The 20,359-nt window shown below is 64.5% G+C and carries 23 protein-coding genes and 1 pseudogene; 13 read left to right on the top strand and 11 right to left on the bottom strand.

Annotation, left to right across the window (positions count from 1 at the left end; genetic code table 11):
• Positions 1-125 precede the first annotated feature (125 nt).
• Genes BM374_RS16055 through BM374_RS16070 form a run of 4 tightly spaced genes read right to left on the bottom strand, consistent with a single transcriptional unit; the run spans position 126 to position 3,954 of the window.
• On the bottom strand, positions 126-866 hold the full coding sequence (locus BM374_RS16055) for an ABC transporter ATP-binding protein (RefSeq protein WP_092293807.1): 741 nt from the start codon (positions 864-866) through the stop codon (positions 126-128).
• Positions 863-1,702 (bottom strand): ABC transporter ATP-binding protein, encoded by an 840-nt coding sequence (locus tag BM374_RS16060; protein ID WP_092293809.1) that lies wholly within the window; start codon positions 1,700-1,702, stop codon positions 863-865. Before BM374_RS16060 ends, BM374_RS16055 begins: the two co-directional genes overlap by 4 nt.
• Positions 1,699-3,024, bottom strand: coding sequence for a high-affinity branched-chain amino acid ABC transporter permease LivM (livM, locus tag BM374_RS16065; RefSeq protein ID WP_092293811.1), 1,326 nt, complete (start codon positions 3,022-3,024; stop codon positions 1,699-1,701). The genes BM374_RS16060 and livM overlap by 4 nt, the downstream gene beginning before the upstream one ends.
• A gap of 12 nt (positions 3,025-3,036) precedes the next feature.
• Positions 3,037-3,954 carry an ABC transporter permease subunit gene (locus BM374_RS16070; protein ID WP_092293813.1) on the bottom strand — a complete coding sequence of 306 codons (918 nt, stop codon included), beginning with the start codon at positions 3,952-3,954 and terminating at the stop codon, positions 3,037-3,039.
• A 286-nt stretch (positions 3,955-4,240) separates the two neighbouring features.
• Here BM374_RS16070 and BM374_RS38595 point away from each other — a divergent pair, with 286 nt between their 5' ends.
• On the top strand, positions 4,241-4,396 hold the full coding sequence (locus tag BM374_RS38595) for a hypothetical protein (protein WP_177248347.1): 156 nt from the start codon (positions 4,241-4,243) through the stop codon (positions 4,394-4,396).
• A gap of 183 nt (positions 4,397-4,579) precedes the next feature.
• On the top strand, positions 4,580-5,110 hold the full coding sequence (locus BM374_RS16075; protein ID WP_092293815.1) for a hypothetical protein: 531 nt from the start codon (positions 4,580-4,582) through the stop codon (positions 5,108-5,110).
• Here the strand turns inward: BM374_RS16075 and BM374_RS16080 are convergent.
• From BM374_RS16080 to BM374_RS16090, 3 genes are all read right to left on the bottom strand, one after another.
• The gene (locus BM374_RS16080) at positions 5,072-5,464 is read right to left on the bottom strand and encodes a carboxymuconolactone decarboxylase family protein (RefSeq protein WP_057748880.1); all 393 of its coding nucleotides are present in this window, start codon (positions 5,462-5,464) and stop codon (positions 5,072-5,074) included. The genes BM374_RS16075 and BM374_RS16080 overlap by 39 nt on opposite strands.
• A 130-nt stretch (positions 5,465-5,594) precedes the next feature.
• Positions 5,595-6,377: a 3-oxoadipate enol-lactonase gene (gene pcaD, locus BM374_RS16085; RefSeq protein WP_092293817.1), complete on the bottom strand. Its 783-nt coding sequence runs from the start codon at positions 6,375-6,377 to the stop codon at positions 5,595-5,597.
• A 34-nt stretch (positions 6,378-6,411) separates the two neighbouring features.
• The gene (locus tag BM374_RS16090) at positions 6,412-7,767 is read right to left on the bottom strand and encodes a 3-carboxy-cis,cis-muconate cycloisomerase (protein WP_092293819.1); all 1,356 of its coding nucleotides are present in this window, start codon (positions 7,765-7,767) and stop codon (positions 6,412-6,414) included.
• 172 nt (positions 7,768-7,939) lie between these two features.
• On the opposite strand from BM374_RS16090, the gene BM374_RS16095 reads away from it, so the two are divergent.
• The 9 genes from BM374_RS16095 to BM374_RS16135 all read left to right on the top strand — a co-directional run bounded on the left by BM374_RS16095 (position 7,940) and on the right by BM374_RS16135 (position 15,396).
• The gene (locus BM374_RS16095; RefSeq protein WP_092293821.1) at positions 7,940-8,386 is read left to right on the top strand and encodes an SRPBCC family protein; all 447 of its coding nucleotides are present in this window, start codon (positions 7,940-7,942) and stop codon (positions 8,384-8,386) included.
• 139 nt (positions 8,387-8,525) lie between these two features.
• The gene (locus BM374_RS16100) at positions 8,526-9,011 is read left to right on the top strand and encodes a (2Fe-2S)-binding protein (RefSeq protein ID WP_027552525.1); all 486 of its coding nucleotides are present in this window, start codon (positions 8,526-8,528) and stop codon (positions 9,009-9,011) included.
• A gap of 30 nt (positions 9,012-9,041) precedes the next feature.
• A complete protein-coding gene (locus BM374_RS16105) occupies positions 9,042-9,848 on the top strand; it encodes an FAD binding domain-containing protein (protein WP_092293823.1) in 807 nt (268 codons plus the stop codon).
• A gap of 59 nt (positions 9,849-9,907) precedes the next feature.
• Entirely contained in the window at positions 9,908-10,816 is a 909-nt protein-coding gene (locus tag BM374_RS16110) for an AAA family ATPase (RefSeq protein ID WP_092293825.1), read from the top strand.
• Between the two features lie 134 nt (positions 10,817-10,950).
• On the top strand, positions 10,951-12,153 hold the full coding sequence (locus BM374_RS16115; protein WP_092293827.1) for a vWA domain-containing protein: 1,203 nt from the start codon (positions 10,951-10,953) through the stop codon (positions 12,151-12,153).
• Positions 12,154-12,163: 10 nt separating this feature from the next.
• A complete protein-coding gene (locus BM374_RS16120; protein ID WP_008564652.1) occupies positions 12,164-12,487 on the top strand; it encodes an XdhC family protein in 324 nt (107 codons plus the stop codon).
• A gap of 2 nt (positions 12,488-12,489) precedes the next feature.
• Entirely contained in the window at positions 12,490-13,191 is a 702-nt protein-coding gene (locus BM374_RS16125) for an XdhC family protein (protein ID WP_092293829.1), read from the top strand.
• A complete protein-coding gene (locus BM374_RS16130; protein ID WP_092293831.1) occupies positions 13,188-14,792 on the top strand; it encodes an NTP transferase domain-containing protein in 1,605 nt (534 codons plus the stop codon). Before BM374_RS16125 ends, BM374_RS16130 begins: the two co-directional genes overlap by 4 nt.
• A gap of 214 nt (positions 14,793-15,006) precedes the next feature.
• On the top strand, positions 15,007-15,396 hold the full coding sequence (locus tag BM374_RS16135) for a DUF4189 domain-containing protein (RefSeq protein WP_092293833.1): 390 nt from the start codon (positions 15,007-15,009) through the stop codon (positions 15,394-15,396).
• Between the two features lie 9 nt (positions 15,397-15,405).
• Here the strand turns inward: BM374_RS16135 and BM374_RS16140 are convergent, their stop codons facing one another.
• Entirely contained in the window at positions 15,406-17,187 is a 1,782-nt protein-coding gene (locus tag BM374_RS16140; protein WP_092293835.1) for a CYTH and CHAD domain-containing protein, read from the bottom strand.
• A 197-nt stretch (positions 17,188-17,384) separates the two neighbouring features.
• Here BM374_RS16140 and BM374_RS16145 point away from each other — a divergent pair, with 197 nt between their 5' ends.
• Together BM374_RS16145 and adhP are read left to right on the top strand one after the other, a co-directional pair.
• Positions 17,385-17,795: a DUF2000 family protein gene (locus BM374_RS16145; protein ID WP_177248348.1), complete on the top strand. Its 411-nt coding sequence runs from the start codon at positions 17,385-17,387 to the stop codon at positions 17,793-17,795.
• A gap of 139 nt (positions 17,796-17,934) precedes the next feature.
• A pseudogene (adhP, locus tag BM374_RS16150) lies at positions 17,935-18,958 on the top strand (alcohol dehydrogenase AdhP).
• Positions 18,959-19,025: 67 nt separating this feature from the next.
• Here adhP and BM374_RS16155 read toward each other — a convergent pair.
• Genes BM374_RS16155 through BM374_RS16165 form a run of 3 tightly spaced genes read right to left on the bottom strand, consistent with a single transcriptional unit; the run spans position 19,026 to position 20,260 of the window.
• Entirely contained in the window at positions 19,026-19,439 is a 414-nt protein-coding gene (locus tag BM374_RS16155; RefSeq protein WP_092294932.1) for a GFA family protein, read from the bottom strand.
• Positions 19,440-19,451: 12 nt separating this feature from the next.
• The gene (locus BM374_RS16160) at positions 19,452-19,928 is read right to left on the bottom strand and encodes an SRPBCC family protein (RefSeq protein ID WP_092293839.1); all 477 of its coding nucleotides are present in this window, start codon (positions 19,926-19,928) and stop codon (positions 19,452-19,454) included.
• Positions 19,925-20,260, bottom strand: a complete 336-nt coding sequence (locus tag BM374_RS16165; protein WP_092293841.1) for an ArsR/SmtB family transcription factor — start codon at positions 20,258-20,260, stop codon at positions 19,925-19,927. Before BM374_RS16165 ends, BM374_RS16160 begins: the two co-directional genes overlap by 4 nt.
• Positions 20,261-20,359: the final 99 nt, after the last annotated feature.

Here is a 20,359-nt window from a genome sequence, read left to right on the forward strand (position 1 = left end):
TGGGAGTTGCCGGGCAAGCCCGGTCCAAACCGGCGCCATTGTTCAATGAATTTTTCGAGAAGTCACCGGCAAAATACGGGCAGAAGCAAAGATATCTAGCCGCATTCGCGCGCAGGGCCGGCCAGTCAGTGCCGACCGCCTTCCAGATAGGCCGCGCGAATTTCTGGGCGCTGCAGCAAGTCGGCACCGGACCCGGCCAGCGTGATCAGGCCGTTGACCATGACATAGCCGCGATGGGCAAGCTTCAGCGCGTGATTGGCGTTCTGCTCGACGATCAGCACGGTCAGGCCGTCCTGGCGGTTCAAGGTGCGGATCGCGTCGAAAATCTGCCGCGCGATCAGCGGCGCAAGCCCCAGCGAAGGCTCGTCGAGCAACAACAGCCGCGGGCGGCTCATGAGGGCACGTCCGATCGCCAGCATCTGTTGCTCGCCGCCCGACAGGGTTCCGCCGCGCTGTGCGACCCGTTCCTTCAGGCGGGGGAACAGCGCGAAGACGCGCTCCAGAGTTCCTTCCCGTTCCGCCTCGGTGCTGTCGGTGACATCGGCGCCCATGCGCAGGTTTTCCGCGACGCTCATGCGCGGGAAGATCCGGCGGCCTTCCGGCGACTGCGCGATGCGCAGGTGTGCGATCTGATGGGTGGGGACGGAGGTAATGTCCTTGCCGTCGAACAGGATCTGGCCGGCACGGGCGCGCGGCTTGCCGAAGATCGTCATCATCAGCGTGGATTTGCCGGCGCCGTTGGCGCCGATCAAGGCGACGATCTCGCCGGAATTGATCTCGATGTCGACGCCCTTCAGCGCTTCGATCTTGCCGTAGGCGGCGCGCAGGCCGCGGATGGCGAGCAGGGGAGTGGACGCCGCGCTCACGATCCGCTCTCCATCACCGCCATGGCTTCCTCTTCATCGGCGCCGAGATAGGCGGCGATCACCTTGGGATCGTCGCGGACCTCGCGCGGAGAACCCTCCGCGATCTTCACGCCGTGATCCATCACGACGATATGATCGGAGATCTCCATCACCACGGACATGTCGTGTTCGATCAGGAGAATCGAGGTGCCCTCGGCCCGGATCGAGAGCAGCAGCTCGCTCAAGGCCGCGCTCTCCCGCGCGTTGAGGCCTGCGGCGGGCTCGTCGAGGCACAGCAGCGCGGGACCGGTGCACATAGCGCGCGCGATCTCGAGCCGGCGCTGATCGCCATAGGCGAGGTTGCCCGCGGCGTCGTCGGCTCGGTCCAGGAGACCAACCCGTTTCAGCCAATGGGTCGCAAGGTCGATGGCGTCTTGCTCCGCGCTGCGGTAGGAGGGCACGCCTATCAGGCCGAGGAAAGTGAAGCCCGAGGCGCGCATCAGCATATTGTGCTGCGCCACCATCAGGTTCTCGAGCGTCGTCATGCCCGGAAACAGACGGATATTCTGGAAGGTGCGCGCGATCTTCGCTTGCTTGGCGATGCGGAAATCCTTCAGCCGCTCGATGGCGAAATGGCCGCCGTTTTCATGGGTCAGGCGAATCGAGCCGCCGCTCGGCTTGTAGAAGCCGGTGATGCAGTTGAACACGGTGGTCTTGCCGGCGCCGTTCGGTCCGATCAGTGCGGTGATCTTGCCGCGTTCGGCGGCAAACGACAGCTCCTGCACGGCGAGGATGCCGCCGAAGCGCATGGTGAGCTGATCGACGCCGAGAATCTGGCTGTTGGTCGCGGCGCTCATCCGTGGCCCTCCTTGACGAGATCGGAGGAGATCGCCTGCGACTTGGTCAGATACACTGTCGGCGCACGATGGCCGATGATGCCGCGCGGCCGCCAGATCATGATCAGGACCATCGCCATGCCGAACACCAGCATGCGGTAGGTCTCGAGTCCGCGGAACAGCTCGAAACCACCGATCATGGTGAGTGCGGCAAGCGCCACGCCGAGCTGCGAGCCCATGCCGCCGAGCACGACGATGGCGAGCACCAGCGCCGATTCCTGGAAGGTGAAGGATTCCGGGCTGATGAAGCCTTGGCGCGTCGCGAAGAAGGCGCCCGCGAACCCGCCGAACATCGCGCCCGTCGCGAAGGCCGTGAGCTTGGTGGTCGTGGTGTTGATTCCGAGCGCGCGGCAGGCGACCTCGTCCTCGCGCAGCGCCTCCCAGGCGCGGCCGATCGGCAGGCGCCGCAGACGGATCGTGACCCAGTTGGTGAGCAACGCCAAGGCCAGGATCAGATAGAACAGGAAGACGATGCGGTGGGTCGGCGAGTACTCGATGCCGAGTTTGGCGGCGAGCCCGTCGTCGCTGTTGTCGAGCGGAATGCCGAACAGGGTAGGCCGCGGAATACCGGAGACGCCGTTCGGCCCGCCGGTCAGGTCCTGCCAATTGATGATGACGAGCCGGATGATCTCGCCGAAGGCCAGCGTCACGATAGCGAGATAGTCGCCGCGAAGCCGCAGCACCGGAAAGCCGAGCATCACGCCCCAGCAGGCGGCCAGCATGCCCGCGAGCGGCAGGCAGACCCAGAACGACCAGCCGAAATTGGTGGCCAGCAGTGCGTAGGAGTAGGCGCCCACCGCATAAAACGCGACGTAGCCGAGATCGAGGAGCCCGGCGAGCCCGACCACCACGTTGAGGCCCCAGCCGAGCATCACATAGGTGAGCACGAGGATCGCCAGGTCGAGGATGTAGCGCTGGTTATAGAAGATCACCGGCACGAGCAGGGTGAAGACGAGGAGCGCCGGTCCGAGGAAGCTGCCTGCCAGCGAGATGCCTTTTTGCACGGCGGGCGGCACGAGCTTCTCGGCCCCGCTCGGCCCGATCCACTGTCGCAGCAGCTCAATCAAGATGGAGCCGCCGAACACGGCACCGACGATGGAGGCGAGATCGCCGAAACGGGTCCAGAAAGTCAGTTGTCCGTCGGGACCGGCCTCGGTGCGGATGCCGATCATGAGCGAAAACAGCACCAGCGCGACGCATGCGCTGAGGAAGGCTTTTTTCAGGATGAAGGGGATGCCGGAGGTGCGGCTGATGTGCGAGGTTTCGGTTGAAATGGCTGTCACGCGCGGCGCCCGTCAGACTTTTTCGACTTCGGGGCGGCCGAGCAGGCCGGTCGGCATGAAGATCAGGACAATGATCAGGATCGAGAAGGCAGCCACGTCCTTGTACTCCACGGAGAAATAGGCCGACCAGAAGGTCTCGATGAGGCCGATCGCGAGCCCGCCCAGCACAGCGCCGGGCAACGAGCCGATGCCGCCCAGCACGGCCGCGGTAAAGGCCTTGATGCCGGCGACGAAGCCCATGAAGAAATCGACCTGACCGTAATAGAGCAGGTACATCATGCCCGCGACCGCAGCGAGCGCCGCCCCGATAACGAAGGTCATGGAAATGGTTCGATCGACATCGACACCGAGCAGCGCCGCCATGGTCTGGTCCTGCTCGCACGCCCGCATGTCGCGACCGAGCCGCGTCCGCGAGACCAGCCAGGTGAACATGGTCAGCAATGCGATCGTGACCACCACGACCATGATCTGCATGTTGGAGAGCTGCACCGCGAAACCTTCGGCGCCTTCATGCAGCGTGTAGCCGCCCGTGATGATCGGGGGCACGGGCTTGACGCGGGCGCCTTGCGCGACTTGCGAGTAGTTCGTCAGCACGAAGGACATGCCGATCGCCGACAGCATCGGGGCGAGGCGGAAGGAGTGCCGCAGCGGCCGATAGGCGATGCGCTCGACTGTCCAGCCGTAGAGTGCCGTGACCAACATCGCGACCACCAGAACGACCAGCAGGATCAGCGGGATTGCGGTCAGACCGAACGAGACCAGAAGCAGGAAAGAGATCAGTGCGATGAAGCCGCCGATCATGAAGATGTCGCCATGGGCGAAATTGATCATGCCGACGATGCCGTAGACCATCGTGTAGCCGATCGCGATCAGGCCGTAGATGGAGCCGAGCACGAGGCCGTTGATGAGCTGCTGGGCGAAATAATCCATAGGCTGCCGTTACCAAACCTGACGCGGGTTCAAAGGGAGCTGTTCGAGAGAGTGTTCAAGTTTCTTCTCGGGCCCCGGCAGCCCTTTAGTTCTTCCCGTTTTGTAACAGGAGGGAACTGGCGGCTGCAACTGGCCTCGCCTCCGTCTAAAGGCTTGTACAGAACTCATTTCGGTTTCGGACGGTGGCTTCCGGGTTCCGCAGCTGCGAGGAAACGGGTTCCGCGGGCAACCAAAATGGCCGCCGTAAGTTGTCTCCCACTGACGTCCAACAAGGGAGTTTCCCCGAATGACGAAGCAGCAGAACCAGAATCCGGGCCAGCGCAACCCGCAGCAGCAGCAGGGTGGCGGCCAGAAACCTGGACAGCAGCAGCAGGACCCGATGCGCCAGGGCGAGAAACCCGGCCAGCAGCAGGGTGGACAGCAGGACAACAGACTGGATTGAAGGTCCAGGGATACCAATGGGAGAGGGCCCCGCCGGATGCGGGGCCTTTTTCTGTGGGCCGACGGCGCCCGCGGGGCAGTTAAGGTAAACAAAGAGTTTAAATTGCCGCCACAGTCTGATGCGAGTTAGCTCCCGGCAAAGCCTTCCGTCCGAAGGCGGGTAGCAGACGAAACGGGAAGCGGCATGTTCAGAAACTGGCGGATCGGCTCGGTCAACGGCGCGCTGCTGGCGGCCTATTTCATTCCGGCCTGGACGCTAGTTGCCTTCAGCATCTTCGTGGCGCCGGTGCACGGCCTCTATGAGCGGCCGAGCGTCGCGGTGGCACTCTTTCTCAGCGACCAGCTTCAGATCACCGGAATGAGCACTGTGCGTGCCGCCTGGCTGCTGGCGCTCGGACGGCTCACCGTGGTGGCGTTCTTTGCGATCTATCTCGCGCTGCTCGCCGTTCCGCGCACCCGGAAGAACGGGGCGAGCGACGAGGCGCTCGGCATTGCGCTGGCGATCGGCAGCTTGATCTCGTTCGCGAGCATGATGATGGCCTCGAAGGTCGGTGAGATGGCCGCGCTTCGGCTGCATGCCACCGAACTTCTGCTGCTGCTCGGTGCCGCGATCGTGCTGGTGATCGAGCGGCCGGCGGCAGCGCCGAAGACCGTCGATCTCGAACATATCGCGCCGCTAGCCTTTGATGAGGCCGAGCTCCTGCACAATCGCTGAGGCTTCCTTGACGGCGTGGTTCGCGGCCGGAACGCCGCAATATATCGCCTGCTGCAGCAAGATTTCCTTGATATCGTCGGGGGTGAAGCCGCCCTCGGCCAGCGCTGCGCGCACGTGCAGGCGGAATTCGTCCCATTGCCCGAGCGCGACCATGGTGCCGATCACGAGCACGCGGCGCGTGCGTTCGTCGAAATGCGGCCGCGTCCAGATCTCGCCCCAGGCGTAGCGGGTAATCATGTCCTGGAAGTCGGTATTGAACGCGTTGCGGTTCGCGATCGACTTGTCGACCCAGGCATTGCCGAGCACCTTGCGGCGTACGGTCATGCCGGCATCGCGGCGCTTCTGGTCGTCCATCTTGTTTCCTCCGGTTCTGTCATTCCGGAGCGCCTCGGAGAGGCGAACCCGGAATCTCGAAGTGGGTGAAATGCGGATCGAGATTCCGGGTTCGATGCATCGCATCGCCCCGGAACGACGATGGCCGCGATCAGCGTTGCGTCAAGAATCCCACCACCGCGTCGGCGAATGCGTGCGGCTGCTCGACATTGGAAATATGGGCGGCGTCGATGATGGTCATGCTGGCGCCGGGAATCTTCGAGCGAATCAACTCGCCGGCGGAGATCGGCGTCGCCACGTCGTGGCGGCCGGCAATCACCAGGGTCGGGCTCTTGATCTTTGGCAGCAGTGCGCGCTGGTCGAGCGTCGATAGTGCCTCGCAGCAGGCGAGATAGCCCTCGACCGGTGTCGCGAGCAGCATCGATTTCATCTTTGCCGTGATCTCGGGCGCGCGCTCGCGGAAATCCTGGGTCAGCCAGCCGGCGATCACGCCGTCGGCAACGGCTGCGATGCCGCCCTTCTTCACCGCGTCGATGCGCTCCAGCCATTTGGTCGGCTCGGCGTAATAGCAGGAGGTGTTGGCGAGGATGAGCTTGCCGAACCGCTCAGGCGCATTGGCGCCCAGCCATTGACCGACCATGCCGCCCATCGACAGGCCGCACCAATGCACCTTCTCGATGTTGAGATCGTCGAGGATCGCCAGCACGTCGCGGCCGAAACGCTCCATCGTGTAGGGGCCGGGCGGGACGTTGGACTTGCCGTGGCCGCGGCGGTCGTAACGGATGACCCGGAACACCTGCGTCAGCGCCTTCATCTGTGGCTCCCACATCTGCAAGGTGCAGCCGAGCGAATTGGAGAGCATCAAGGTCGGCCCGCCGTCGCGGCCCTCGACGGAGACGTTGAGCAGGCAACCGTCGGCATCGATCATGGGCATGCGGCGTCTCCGTTTATTTTCGCTCAGGGCTGCTCTATTCGCGGTCGAGGTTGTCGAGCAGCCGGTCGATCAAAGCTTGGGAAGCTCCTTGATAGGCCATCGGCTCGAACAATGCCGCAATTTTCTCGGGCGCCAAGTGCGCGGTCACTAGCGAATCGGCCGACAGCACCTCGCGCAGATGCTTCTTCTCGGCGACCGCGCGCTTGCTCGCAGCCTCGATGAGATGATGCGCATCGCTCTTGCCGATCTTGTCGGCGAGCGCAAAGGTGACCGCTTCCGCCATGATCAGCCCATGCGTCGCATCGAGATTGCTGCGCATCCGCGCGGCATCGACGTCCAGCCCTTCGGCGATGTCGACGATGGCGGCAAGTGCGCCTGAAGTGACCAGCATCAATTGCGGCAATGTCGGCCATTCCGCGTGCCAGGGCCCGGCGCTGCGCTCATGGTCCTGCACCTGGGCTGCAAGAATCGTAGCAGCGAGCTGCGGCGCCATCGTCGCGCAGCCGAGCGCGCTGGCCGCCGCGACCGGGTTGCGCTTGTGCGGCATGGTCGAGGAGCCGCCGCGGCCTTCGCCGGCGGGTTCGAACGCCTCGCCGACATCGGTCTGCATCATCAGCGAGACGTCACGTGCGATCTTGCCGCAGCTTCCGGCGAGAATCGCTAGGGCTGATGCAGCCTCCGCGATGCGGTCGCGATGGGTGTGCCAGGGCGCTTCCGGCCGCGGCAAATTCAACTCCTGCGCCAGCCGTTCGGCCACGACGAGACCTTTGTCGCCGAGGGCGGCAAGTGTGCCGGCGGCGCCGCCGAATTGCAGCGCAAGCCCTTCGCGGCGGAGCCGCCGCAGGCGGCAGCGGGCGCGGGCGAGGCTCGACGCGTATTCCGCGGCCTTCAGGCCGAACGGCATCGGCAGCGCGTGCTGAAGCCAGGTCCGCGCGACCATTGCGGTATTTCGATGGGCGCGCGCAAGCGCGGCAAAGCCCTTGATGGCGCGGCTGAGATCGACCTCGATCGCGTCGATTGCGGCGCGCAAACCCAGCATGGTCGCGGTGTCGATGACATCCTGGCTGGTCGCGCCCCAATGCACGTAGCGCGCGGCCTCGGCATCGGCCTTGGCCACATTGGCGGTCAGAGCCTTGACCAGGGGAATCGCGAGATTGCCCGACCGGGTCGCGGCCTCGGCCAGAGCAGCCATGTCGAAGGCGTCGGCCTTGCAGGCCCCTTCGATCGGGCCCACCGCGGATGTGGGAATTACGCCGCTTGCGGCTTCGGCCCGCGCCAGAGCTGCCTCGAAATCGAGCATGTGCTGGAGCGTGGACCGGTCGTCGCAGACGGTGCGCATGGCTGCGCTCGACAGCATCGGCGCAAGCAGGGGGGAGAGGGCTGTGCTCATGTTGCGCGGGACCTAATCACCATGCCCCGGCTCTGCCAATCCCCGACGGGTCGCGCAAGACTTTTTGCAAGTGCGAATATGCATTGCACGTGACCGTGGGTGCCCTTTCCTTTGCGGCCTTCGTGCGTTACTTGAGCAATATTGTTCTGATGTGATCCCGGGAGGCGCCCTCATGGCCATGACGATGAACGGCGAAGTCCAGCTCGCAGCGCCGCGCGAGGCCGTGTGGGAAAAGCTCAACGATCCCGCAGTGCTGAAGGCCTGTATCCCCGGTTGCGAGGAGCTGGAGAAGACCGAGGACGGCGGCTTTCGCGCGACGGCCAAGATGAAGGTCGGCCCTGTCTCTGCGCGCTTCAAGGGCAAGGTCACGCTCTCTGATCTCGACCCGCCGAACGGCTACAAGATCTCAGGCGAGGGCGAGGGCGGCGTCGCCGGTTTTGCCAAGGGCGGTGCGACCGTGAAGCTCGCCGAGAAGGATGGCGGTACGCTGCTGTCCTACGACGTCGAGGCGCAGATCGGCGGCAAGTTGGCGCAGCTCGGACAGCGCCTCATCAACGGCGCCGCCAAGAAACTGGCCGACGAGTTTTTCGCGAACTTTGCCAAGGCGGTACAGGGCTGATCGCCCTCGCTTTTCGTCATGGCACCTTGCGCCTGGGGCAATGTTGCCCCCGGCCATAATGGCCCATATGATGGGTTGGAATAATTATAAAAAAGAACCGCTTCGACGGGACCCGTCGGGGCGCTGACAGAGAGTGCTTATGGCAAAAATCTCCCTCATCGTGAACGGCAATCCTGTTACGGCCAATGTCGATCCCCGTACGCTTCTGGTGCAGTTCCTGCGCGAGAATCTGCACCTGACCGGCACCCATGTGGGCTGCGACACCTCGCAGTGCGGCGCCTGCGTCGTGCATCTCGACGGCAAGGCGGTGAAGTCATGCACCACCCTGGCCGTGATGGCCGACGGCCACGAGGTCAAGACCATCGAGGGCCTGGCGGCCGACGGCGCGCCGCTGCATCCGATGCAGGAAGCCTTCCGTGAGCACCATGGTCTGCAGTGCGGCTTCTGCACGCCCGGCATGATCATGACCGCGATCGACATCGTGCACCGCAAGGGTCACGAACTCGACGACCATACGATCCGGGAAGAACTAGAAGGCAATCTCTGCCGCTGCACCGGCTACCAGAACATCGTTGCCTCGATCGCCGCCGGCGCCAAGGCGATGGCCAAATCCGATCTCGCGTAACCGCACGCCCTCCGCGATCAGGACACCCCCATGTACGAATTCAAATACCACCGCCCCGGCACCGTCCGGCAGGCCGCCAATCTCCTGGTGAAGAACGAAGACGCCAAGGTGATCGCCGGCGGTCACACGCTGATTCCGGTCATGAAGCAGCGACTGGCAAGCCCGCCGCATCTGGTCGACCTCTCTCATATCGAGGGCCTGAACACGATCGAGATGAAGGGCCGCTCGCTGGTGATCGGCGCCACCGCCAAGCATGCAGAGGTCGCGACCTCCGCGATCGTCGGCGAGGCGATTCCCGCGCTGGCCGATCTCGCCAGCCAGATCGGTGATCCCGCCGTGCGTCACAGGGGCACGATCGGCGGCTCGCTCGCCAACAACGATCCGACCGCGGACTATCCGGCCGCCGTGCTGGCGCTCGGCGCGACCATCGTCACCAACAAGCGTCGCCTCAAGGCGGAAGAGTATTTCCAGGGCCTGTTCTCGACCGCGCTGGAAGCCGACGAGATCATCACCAAGGTGATGTTCCCGCTGCCCAAGAAGGCCGCCTATATCAAGTTCCGCAACCAGGCCTCGCGCTATGCGCTGGTCGGCGTGTTCGTGGCGCGGCGTCCCTCGGACGTGCGCGTCGCCGTCACCGGCGCCGGTTCGAACGGCGTGTTCCGCGTCGAGGCGTTCGAGGAGGCGCTGAAGAAGCGGTTCTCGTCGAAGGTGCTCGATGGCATCGAGGTGCCGGCGGAAGGGCTGAACAGCGATATCCATGGCAGCGCCGAGTACCGCGCCCATCTCATTGGCGTGCTGACGCGCCGTGCTCTCGATGCCGCCAACGCCAAGGAGTGAGTGAACCTCACGCCTCGGCCAAACTTGTCCCGTGAGGGCGTAAACGAGACTGGCTTTACATGACTTCAGCGACCCTGCCGGCATCGGTCGATGCGATGCTCGAACTCTTGACCTCGCGCGGCTATCTCGCCGAGCGGTCGCTGGCGACGGTGACATATCTCTCGTTGCGCATGGGCCGGCCGCTGTTCCTGGAAGGCGAGGCCGGCGTCGGCAAGACCGAGATCGCAAAGGTGCTGTCGGCAGCGCTGGGGCGGAAGCTGATCCGCCTGCAGTGCTACGAGGGCCTCGACGTCTCCTCCGCTGTCTATGAGTGGAACAGCGCCGCGCAGATGATCGCGATCCGGATGGCGGAAGCCGCCGGCGATACCGATCGCGAGCAGCTGTCGAGCGACATCTTCGCGGACCGATACATGATCAAGCGGCCGCTGCTCCAGGCGCTGGAGCCGGACGTTGCCGGTCCGCCGGTGCTGCTGATCGACGAACTCGATCGGGCCGACGAGGCGTTCGAAGCTTACCTGCTGGAGATCCTCAGCGACTTCCAGGTGACGATCCCGGAATTCGGCACCGTGAAGGCGCCGCACCCGCCGATCGTCATCATCACCTCCAACCGGACCCGCGAGATTCATGACGCGCTGAAGCGGCGCTGTCTCTATCATTGGGTCGACTATCCCGCCGCCGAGCGCGAGCTCGCGATCGTCAAGTCGCGCGTGCCCGGCATCTCGGCAAAACTGTCGCAGCAGGTGGTTCGCTTCGTGCAGGCGCTGCGCGACCAGGACTTCTACAAGTCGCCTGGTGTCGCCGAGACCATCGACTGGGCCACCGCATTGTCGGAGCTCGACGCCCGCTCGCTAACCCCGCAAGTGGTCGGCGACACGCTGGGCGCGCTGCTCAAGTATCAGGACGACATTATCCGGATGCAGGGCGACACCTTGCAGAAGGTGCTGAAGGAAGCGACGAGCGAGAATTGATCTCGCACCACAATTCAGCTCGTCATTCCGGGGCGCGACGAAGTCGCGAGCCCAGAATCCATAACCACGATCGGGAGTATGGATTCCGGGCTCGCGCTACGCGCGCCCCGGAATGACGGAGGATGGGAACGACCATGGCCATCAACCATCTCACACCTGAAAAGACCGAGCAATTCGCCGACAACATCGTCGGTTTCGCCCGTGCACTGCGCTCCGCGGGTATGCCGGTCGGCCCGGGCGCGGTCATCGATGCCATGAGCGCGCTGCAGGTGATCGACATCGGTAACCGCGCCGACGTCTTCACCACGCTGGAGGCTATCTTCGTCAAGCGTCATGAGCACGCACTGATCTTCAAGCAGGCCTTCAACCTGTTCTTCCGCGCCTCGGAGGAATGGAAGCACATGCTGGATTCGGTGCCGCTACCGGACCAGGCCAAGAAGAAGCCGCAGGCCGGTGCCCGCCGCGTGCAGGAGGCGATGTCGCAGCCGCGCATGACTGAGACGCCGCAGCACCAGGAGCAGGATCTGCGCCTGTCGGTATCCGACAAGGAGATCCTTCAGAAGAAGGATTTTGCGCAAATGAGCGCGGCCGAGATCACCGAAGCGCTCCGGGCCATCGAGATGATGCACTTGCCTCAGGCGGAGCTGCTGACCCGCCGCTACCAGCCCGATCCGCGCGGGCTGCGGCTCGACCTGCGCCGCACCTTGCGCGCCTCCTTACGCACCGGTGGCGACATCATCGACATTCATCGTCGCGGGCCAATCGAGAAGCCGGCCCCGATCGTGGCGCTGCTCGACATTTCCGGTTCGATGAGCGAGTACACCCGCCTGTTCCTGCATTTCCTGCATGCCATCGGCGATGCACGCAAGCGCGTCTCGGTGTTCCTGTTCGGCACGCGCCTCACCAATGTGACCCGCGCGCTGCGCCAGCGTGATCCCGACGAGGCGCTGGCGAGCTGCTCTGCCGCGGTGGAGGACTGGGCCGGCGGCACCCGAATCTCGGCCTCGCTGCACAACTTCAACAAATTGTGGGCGCGGCGCGTGCTGAGCCAGGGTGCCATCGTGCTGCTGATCTCCGACGGTCTGGAGCGGGAGGCCGATTCCAAGCTGGCCTTCGAGATGGACCGGCTGCACCGCTCCTGCCGGCGCCTGATCTGGCTCAACCCGTTGCTGCGGTTCGGCGGCTTCGAGGCCAAGGCCCAAGGTATCAAAATGATGCTCCCGCACGTTGACGAATTCCGGCCCGTGCATAATTTGAGTTCGATCCAGGAGCTGATCACGACGCTCTCCCGGCCGCTGCCGCCGCATCACCGCAGCCTGATCCGCTCCGCAGCTTGAGAGGTCCACCATGCTCGATCGCGACGAGGATATCCTGAAGGCGGCGGAGGACTGGCAGAAGGCCGGCCGGGGCGTCGCGCTGGCGACGGTCGTGGAGACCTGGGGCTCGGCGCCGCGCCCGGCGGGCTCGAGCCTCGTCATCAACGACGAGGGCACGTTTCTGGGCTCGGTCTCCGGCGGCTGCGTCGAGGGTGCCGTCGTCACCGAGGCCATGGATGTGATCGAGAGCGGCAAGCCCAAGATGCTGGAGTTCGGCGTCGCCGACGAGACCGCCTGGAATGTCGGCTTGTCCTGCGGCGGCACCATCCGCGTCTTCGTCGAGAAGGTCGGCTAGCCGTGAAGCTCGCAATCCTGCAGGAACTCAATGCCGAGCGCGCCGCGCGCCGGCCGGTGATCTTGGTGACCGACACCGAGAGCGGCGAGCAGCGCCTGGTGAAGGCTGCCGATTTCGCCAAAGATCCGCTGCGGGCCGAGCTGGACAAGCAGCTTCGCATGGGCAAGAGCGCCAATGTCGAGGTCGGCGGCAAGAGGCTCTTCCTCAACGTCTACGCGCCGACCGCAAAGCTCGTCATCGTCGGCGCGGTTCATATCAGCCAGGCACTGGCGCCGCTGGCGCGCTCGCTCGGTTACGACGTCACTGTGGTTGATCCGCGCACGGCCTTTGCGAGCCCGGAGCGCTTCCCTGACATTCCGCTGGTGGCCGAATGGCCTGATACCGCGCTGCCGCCGCTCAACGTCGATGCCTACACCGCTTTCGTCGCGGTGACGCACGATCCGAAGATCGACGATCCCGCGCTGCTGCACGCCTTCGAGCGCAACTGCTTCTATATCGGCGCGCTCGGCTCGCGAAAGACGCATGCCAAACGCGGCGACCGGCTGCGGGCGCAGGGCGCGACGGAAAGCGACATCGCGCGTATCCATGCGCCGATCGGCCTTGCGATAGGCGCGGTCTCGCCGGCCGAGATCGCGGTGGCGATCATGGCCGAGATCACCGCGGTGCTGCGGCTGCCTCCCAAGGAAAAAGAAGAAGCGGCATGAAGTTCGGACCGGCGAGCCCCAAGGATGCGATCGGCGGGGTGACCGTCCACACCCTGCGGCAGGGTCCGCTGGTGCTGAAGAAGGGCACGACGATCGGACCCGCCGAGGTCGAGCAGCTCGAGCGTGCCGGCATCAAGGACATCGTCGTGGTGCGCATGGAGGCGGGTGACGTCTCCGAGGACGTCGCGGCCGCCAGCATCGCGCTTGCGATCGGCGGCGAGGGCATTCATGTCGAGCGCGCGTTCACCGGCCGCGCCAATCTCTTCGCTGCGCGTCCGGGCGTGCTGGTGATCGACCGCACCGCGGTCGACCGCATCAACAATATCGACGAGGCCATCACCTTTGCCACGCTCTCGGCATTCAAGCCGGTGGTCGAAGGCGAGATGGTCGGCACCGTCAAGATCATCCCGTTCGGTGTCGGGGGAGATTTGCGTGACGCGGCGGTGAAAGCCGCCGGCAAGGACGTGCTGACGGTCGCGCCCTACGTGATCAAGCGCGTCGGCGTGGTCTCGACGCTGCTGCCGGGGCTGTCGTCCAAGGTGATCGACAAGACGCTGCGCGTCACCGCCGAGCGGCTCGCGCCAGCCGGCGCCAGCATCATCGCGGAGCGGCGAGTTCAGCACGACGAGCATGCGTTGTCGGCTGCGATCAAGGAATTGCTCGGCCTTGGCGCCGAGCTCGTGATCGTGTTCGGCGCGTCGGCGATCGCCGACCGCCGCGACGTGATCCCGGCGGCGGTGACGGGAATCGGCGGCGAGATCGAGCATTTCGGCATGCCGGTCGATCCCGGCAATCTCCTGCTGATCGCGCGCGCCGGGGGCGTGCCGGTGCTGGGCGCGCCGGGCTGCGCGCGCTCGCCGGTCGAGAACGGCTTCGACTGGGTCCTGATGCGGCTGCTCGCCGGCATCAAGGTGACACGGTCCGAGCTGATGGGCATGGGTGTCGGCGGCCTGTTGATGGAGATCGTGACGCGGCCGCAGCCGCGCGCAAAACCCGAGACCGAGGGTAACAGCCAGGTCGCCGCCATCGTGCTTGCAGCGGGCCGCTCGACCCGCATGGGCGGGCCGAACAAGCTGCTCGCCGAGTTCGACGGCAAGAAGCTGGTGCGGATCGCGACCGAGCAGGCGCTCGCCTCCAAAGCTTCCGAGGTGATCGTCGTCACGGGCCATCAGAGCGAACTGGTCGAGCAGGCGCTGCAGGGCCTGAAAGTGCGGTTCGTCAGGAATCCGGATTTTGCCGGCGGGATCGCGAGCTCGGTCAAATCAGGCATCGCGGCCGTGTCCGAGGCTTGCGATGGCGCCGTGGTTTGCCTTGGCGATATGCCGCTGATCGATGCGGGTCTGATCGACCGCCTGATCGACGGCTTCGCACCTGACCGTGGCAATCTCATTGTGGTGCCCGTCAGCGAAGGCCGCCGCGGCAACCCCGTGCTATGGTCGCGCCGCTTCTTTGCGGAATTGATGACGCTCGACGGCGACGTCGGCGCACGGCACCTGATCGCCAAGCACACCGAGGCGGTCGCCGAAGTGCTCGTGGATGGCGAAGGTGCCTTCCTCGACATCGATACGCCACAGGCGCTCGAAGCGGCCCGACGCGGATAAGGGTGCCGCTACTTCGTAGGGTGGGTTGGACAGCGGCTGCGCGAAGCGCAGTCCGCTGGCGTAACCCCACCACTTCTGTTTCCGCGGCGACACAGTTGGTGGATTACGCTTCGCTAATCCACCCTACGAATCCCCGTTTTCAACTCCCCGTTCACCATCTGGAAACGACCGCCGCTTAGAGTCCTCGCCACCTGCCTTGGGGGGAGGGTTTTCCATGACTTCGAACGTCGTCGCGCGCCGTTGCGCGATGTTTTTCTTTGCGCTGTCGGTTTGTGTTTCCGGGGCTCGTTACATCACCGAAGCCCATGCGGCCGGTGCATTCGCCGTCGGCAAGTGCGGCGCTTACGGCCAGGCCTATGATTACAACGCCGAGCACGAGGCGCGTGCGGCGGCGCAGAAGCAGTGCAAGGGCGAATGCACGACCGTGACGATGAAGCGCGCTTGCGCTGCGATGTCGGTCGACATGACCAATCCCTGCGGCGCCTATGGCTATGCCGTGAAGCCGAAGATCTCGGCCACGCTCAATGCAGCGACCCGCGAATGCTACAAATATGGTGGCAAGGAATGCGTGATCCGCGCCTGGGCCTGTGACGCCAAGGGCTGATACGGTCGATCAGGGCTCGGCTCCGGCCGACCAGGGCATTTTCGTCTTGACGAATTCCGACCACGCCTTGTTCAGTCGCGGTTCGACGCCGACCATGGCGTGCGCCTGCCAGCCGGCGATGGCGGCCGCGGCGGTGCTGTGATCCGGCTCCGTCCCAATGTCCGCAAGCAGCGAAGCCGTCGTCGCCATGTCATTGTAGATCCCGAGCTGCTGTTGCAGTTCGGCGAGCTTGCTGGAAAAGCGTTTGGCGGATTTTCGCTCGCCGTACAGCGGCAGCAGGAAATCGGCGACGTAGCGCAGTTTCTTCGCGGCAAGCCGGACCCGATGCCGCTCTTCCGTGCTGCGCGATTTGAAGCGGCGGCCGCGCTTGAGCACCTTGGCATGCTGGGCCGACAAAATGCGTTGCGCGAAATTGGTCGCGGGCTCGGCGAGTTGCGCCAGATGGTCCGGCGCGACGTCGCTCCGCCAGCCCCGCGCTTCGATCCAGCCGCCAAGACCGATCAGGAAAAACGACGTGCGGCGGTCCGCCAGCACCTCGCGTACCCTGTCGTAGCTGGCGGCCCGGCGCTGCTCGACGGCGGCTTCGAGCGCGTCGAAGCCGGCGATCGAGGGGCAGCCTTTCGCGACGATGCGCAATGTGTCTTGCTGAAACACGTCCCAGTCACGTGCAGGGGAAAGATTTTGTGCCAGCCATCTGGCCTCCGACCGCAGCAGGTCGAGCTTGCTGAGCGACACCACCGATTGCATCAGGTCCAGCGCGGATCGCAGGCGACGCAGCGCGACGCGGAGCTGGTGAATGCCCTCGGGATCGCGTCCGTCCTCGGCGGCCGGGATCGACTGGAGCAGATGCAGCAGACAGGTGCGCAGGATCGCGGCGAACGTCTCGTCGAGCGATGAGGACGGATCAAGCCGAAGCTTGCGCGGCTTCTTGACGATCGGCGCGCTGGCGTCGGCGAGCTCGAATCCGCGCGCCGATTTGCTGCGAATGGAGGGCCTGACCGGCCCATGCTCGGCGAGCCGGAACGCAAGCTCCCAGATGGCGGACGGGCTGCCTGTCTTGAACTCGAGTTCGATCTCGCTGACCTGAAGCGTCCGATCGCCGGAGGTCAGATGACCCTGGTCGAAGGCGACCTCGATCGTGCCCGACGGCAGGTCGACGACGCGTTGATGTCTGCGAATGTCGGTGCTGAAGACAGCTTCGAGCGGGCGACGCGCGAGATCCGCACGCAGCTTCTCGGTAAGGAAGGGCAGCGCCAGCGCGAGGTCGGGCGTCATCGAAGGCACGCTCGCCTCCCATTCGCCGCGCCGCAGCGGATCGTTGCCGGATTCGGACTTCATCGTTTGGGTGAAGCGCGAACCGCTCTGGCGAACCCGAAAGCTCAGCCCATGACGTTGAAGCGCACGCTTGGGCGTATCGTAGTAGACGGCCCGGAGGTGCTTGCGCGAGCCCTTGTTGCGCGCGTTGGCTGTGATGACAGGCGCGTTAGCGAAATCGGCGAGGCGATTGGGGTCGACAAGCAGCTTAAGCTCGATTTCGGTGGCGCGCGGCGCGGCACCGCGCGAAGGCGCGATTTCCGGCGCAATCGTCTCTGTACGAGTTTCGTCAGCAATCTGAGAAGAGTCGCTGCGTGAAGATTCGGCGTCAGCGCGTGCGGAACCGGGCGCCTCGGCGGGAACTGGAACGCCGAAGCCAGTGAATTTCTTCGCGTCGTCCGGGAGCGGATGGCCGTAGGCCTTCGCAGGCCGGTGCAGGGGATCGGGGGCTCGTTTGATCGCGCCAGTTTCGGACATGCGAAGTTTATGACAGTTCAGTGACAGAGCGCCGACGTATACCCGACTTGGTCAGCGAGGAGAAGCGCAGCCGGTCGCATCACCATTGAAATTTCCGAGCTGTGATCGATGGGTCAAGCCGGGTTACGTTCGCATCTGCCGTCGGCGGAGAAGATCTTCGTTTCTTCCCGACGGTTGGAAATGTGTTGGGAGAATTCATGCAGTTCGACACCAAGATTGCTGTTGTCATTCGCAACGATCTCGAAGCCTGGCAGAAGCTCAATGTCGCATCATTCCTGACGAGCGGAATTGCGGCCGCCTTTCCAGAGTGCATCGGCGAGGCCTATGAGGACGCCTCTGCGACGAAATATCTTGCGCTGATCGGTCAGCCTATTCTGATCTATGGCGCGGATGGTCCGGCCCTGTCGCGCGCGCTCGATCGTGCACTCACGCGCAACGTCACACCGGCGGTCTACACCGAGGACATGTTCAAGACCACGCACGATGCCGCCAATCGCGAAGCGGTGAGGGCGGTGGCGCGCGCCGATCTCAATCTCGTCGGCATCGCGATGCGCGCCGAGCGCAAGGTGATCGACAAGGTCGTCGATGGCTTGAAGTTCCATAGTTGATTACGGCACCGCCTCGCGGCCTTGTCATCAAGGTGTGACGACTGCGCCGCGTTGCGCAAACTTTGTGCGGTTTGACCCCAATCAAACGGGGGCTGCGTGGCCTCGCTAGTCTGCTCGCGCAATGCAAAGGAGCAGACAGATGCCCACCATGAAAGCCGCCGTCGTCAGACAATTTGGCAAGCCGCTCGTGATCGAGGACGTACCGGTGCCGCAGCCCGGTCCGGGCGAGGTGCTGGTCAAGGTGAGGGCCTGCGGCGTCTGCCACACCGATCTGCGCCGCCTCGGGCGACTGGCCGGTGAAGCCGGTTCCGCCCTTCATTCCCGGACATGAAGTCGCCGGCATCGTCGCCGCGCTCGGGCCCGGCGTGAAGACTCTGAAAGTCGGGGATGCCGTGGGCGTGGCCTGGCTGCACGATGCGTGCATGTCTTGCGAATATTGCGAGACCGGCTGGGAGACGCTGTGCGAGCACCAGCACAACACCGGCTACAGCGTGAACGGCGGCTTTGCCGAATATGTCATTGCCTCCGCGGCGTTTGCGGCGAAGCTGCCGGCGACGGTCGATTTCGCCGCCATTGCGCCGATCCTGTGCGCTGGCGTCACCACCTACAAGGGATTGAAAGAGACGGAGGCAAGGCCCGGCGAGTGGGTCGCGATTTCGGGCGTTGGCGGCCTCGGCCATGTCGCGATCCAGTATGCCAAGGCGATGGGGCTCAAGGCCGCAGCCGTGGACATCGCCGAGGACAAGCTCGTGCTTGCACGTGAGACCGGTGCCGATCTCGCGGTCAATGCGCTGGCAGACGGGGCCGTCGACAAGGTGCTGGCCGCGACCGGCGGCGGGGCGCACGGCGTGCTGGTGACGGCGGTCTCGACCGCCGCGTTCGCCCAGGCGCTGAAGATGGTGCGCCGGAAGGGCACCGTCAGTCTCGTCGGCCTGCCGCCGGGCGAATTCCCGACGCCGATCTTCGATGTCGTGCTGAAGCGCATCACCGTGCGCGGCTCCATCGTCGGCACCCGCCGGGATCTCGACGAAGCCATCGCGTTCGCCGCCGACGGCAAGGTCAAGGCCGAAGTGGCGAAGGTGCCGCTCACCGAGATCAACGACGTCTTCGACCGGATGAAGGCCGGCAAGATCGATGGCCGCATGGTGCTCGACTTTGGCTAAAGCGTTTTCGAGCGAAGTGGATACCGGTTCGCGTCAAGAAAACGCGTCAAATCAAGAATCCTTCGCCTCAGCCCGGCGGCATCGTCTCGAATTTCGTCAGGCCGGAATCGAGATGATCCCAGTCATGCCCGCGCACCGCGTAGGTGACCACCTGCGGCTTGTAGCGCGCGGGCTCGTCGAGGCTCGCGGCGCGGATGGTGAAGATGTCGGGCATGGCGGCGAAGGTCATGTAGACCGCCAAGCCGCACTCGGGGCAGAAGGCACGCGTCTTCACGTTGCCGCTGTCGCCGACCATGTCCCATGTCTTGGCGTCGCCCGTCACGGTGACGCCGGCCCGAGCGAAGGTGGCATAGGAGCCGTGGCCGGTGCCGCTTTCGCGCTGGCAATCCCGGCACTGGCAGTGATTGCTGAACAGCGGGTCGCCGGCGATCGAATAGCGGATCGCGCCGCAGGCGCAGCCGCCGGTGTAGGGCTTGTCCATCATGTTCACTCCTTAACTGTTTTCGCCGCTGATCTCGTCGAGCTGCCGAACGACCTTCTTCCAGCCGCCGCTCATGCCGGTGTAGGCGGTCTCGTTCCTCGGCAGCACGAAGCCGGCATGAACCAGCTGGATGCGCGTGCCGGCTTCGACCGGGGTGAGGGACCAGGTCACGACGGTGTCGAGCGGCGCGCCGTATCCGGTGTTGCGCGCATCCCCGCCCTTCCAGGCATAGACCAGTCGCCGGAAAGCCACGACCTCCAGGACGCGGCAATGGATGACGCCGTCCCAGTGGCCGCCCGGCGTGGTCTGGAACGTGAAGGTCTTGCCTTCGACGGCTTCGAAACCGGTCGGCTTCATCAGCCAGCGCGCGATCAGCTGGGCGCTTGTCAGCACCTTCCAGACCGTCTCCGGCGTGTGAGGGAAGACCTCGTCGATGACGATGTCCCGGATGTTTTCTTGGGTATCGGGTTGCAATGCAGCTGCACTCACGGGTCGATCTCCTTCAAGAGGTCACGCAGGTTCTGGAAACGCTCGCGCCAGAAGACACCGTAATGATCCATCCAGGTGACCAACGGCTCGAGGCCTTCAGGCGCGGCGCGGTAATAGACATTGCGACCCTCGGCGCGCTCGGCGACGAGGCCCGCCCGCTTCAACGATTTCAGGTGCTGCGAGATGGCGCCCTGCGTCACCCCGCTGCCGCGCGTCAGCTCGGCGACGCTGACTTCCTTGGTGTCGAAGATGCGCTCGAACACGGCGCGGCGGGTCGGATCGGCGAGGGCGCGCATCACGGCGGTGACGGGATGTGGAGCGGTTTCGATCATCTCAATCAATTAGCGTGGGCTAATTGATTAGTCAATACTAATGCATTTCCTGACCTTGAATCCTAAATGTCCATTTGACAATGACTGACTAGTCAGTCA

This window comes from Bradyrhizobium sp. Ghvi (genome assembly GCF_900115265.1).
Lineage (GTDB): Bacteria > Pseudomonadota > Alphaproteobacteria > Rhizobiales > Xanthobacteraceae > Bradyrhizobium.

What these genes read in the sequence shown, in the direction of transcription:
- BM374_RS16130 (WP_092293831.1), top strand. Translation starts at nt 13,188, where the DNA reads ATGAAGTTCGGACCGGCGAGCCCCAAGGATGCGATCGGCGGGGTGACC.
- BM374_RS16090 (WP_092293819.1), bottom strand. Translation starts at nt 7,767, where the DNA reads ATGAGCACAGCCCTCTCCCCCCTGCTTGCGCCGATGCTGTCGAGCGCA.
- BM374_RS16105 (WP_092293823.1), top strand. Translation starts at nt 9,042, where the DNA reads ATGTACGAATTCAAATACCACCGCCCCGGCACCGTCCGGCAGGCCGCC.
- BM374_RS16140 (WP_092293835.1), bottom strand. Translation starts at nt 17,187, where the DNA reads ATGTCCGAAACTGGCGCGATCAAACGAGCCCCCGATCCCCTGCACCGG.
- BM374_RS38595 (WP_177248347.1), top strand. Translation starts at nt 4,241, where the DNA reads ATGACGAAGCAGCAGAACCAGAATCCGGGCCAGCGCAACCCGCAGCAG.
- BM374_RS16095 (WP_092293821.1), top strand. Translation starts at nt 7,940, where the DNA reads ATGGCCATGACGATGAACGGCGAAGTCCAGCTCGCAGCGCCGCGCGAG.
- BM374_RS16165 (WP_092293841.1), bottom strand. Translation starts at nt 20,260, where the DNA reads ATGATCGAAACCGCTCCACATCCCGTCACCGCCGTGATGCGCGCCCTC.
- BM374_RS16080 (WP_057748880.1), bottom strand. Translation starts at nt 5,464, where the DNA reads ATGGACGACCAGAAGCGCCGCGATGCCGGCATGACCGTACGCCGCAAG.
- pcaD (WP_092293817.1), bottom strand. Translation starts at nt 6,377, where the DNA reads ATGCCCATGATCGATGCCGACGGTTGCCTGCTCAACGTCTCCGTCGAG.
- BM374_RS16075 (WP_092293815.1), top strand. Translation starts at nt 4,580, where the DNA reads ATGTTCAGAAACTGGCGGATCGGCTCGGTCAACGGCGCGCTGCTGGCG.
- BM374_RS16115 (WP_092293827.1), top strand. Translation starts at nt 10,951, where the DNA reads ATGGCCATCAACCATCTCACACCTGAAAAGACCGAGCAATTCGCCGAC.
- BM374_RS16070 (WP_092293813.1), bottom strand. Translation starts at nt 3,954, where the DNA reads ATGGATTATTTCGCCCAGCAGCTCATCAACGGCCTCGTGCTCGGCTCC.
- BM374_RS16110 (WP_092293825.1), top strand. Translation starts at nt 9,908, where the DNA reads ATGACTTCAGCGACCCTGCCGGCATCGGTCGATGCGATGCTCGAACTC.
- BM374_RS16135 (WP_092293833.1), top strand. Translation starts at nt 15,007, where the DNA reads ATGACTTCGAACGTCGTCGCGCGCCGTTGCGCGATGTTTTTCTTTGCG.
- BM374_RS16100 (WP_027552525.1), top strand. Translation starts at nt 8,526, where the DNA reads ATGGCAAAAATCTCCCTCATCGTGAACGGCAATCCTGTTACGGCCAAT.
- BM374_RS16155 (WP_092294932.1), bottom strand. Translation starts at nt 19,439, where the DNA reads ATGGACAAGCCCTACACCGGCGGCTGCGCCTGCGGCGCGATCCGCTAT.
- BM374_RS16145 (WP_177248348.1), top strand. Translation starts at nt 17,385, where the DNA reads ATGCAGTTCGACACCAAGATTGCTGTTGTCATTCGCAACGATCTCGAA.
- BM374_RS16120 (WP_008564652.1), top strand. Translation starts at nt 12,164, where the DNA reads ATGCTCGATCGCGACGAGGATATCCTGAAGGCGGCGGAGGACTGGCAG.
- BM374_RS16060 (WP_092293809.1), bottom strand. Translation starts at nt 1,702, where the DNA reads ATGAGCGCCGCGACCAACAGCCAGATTCTCGGCGTCGATCAGCTCACC.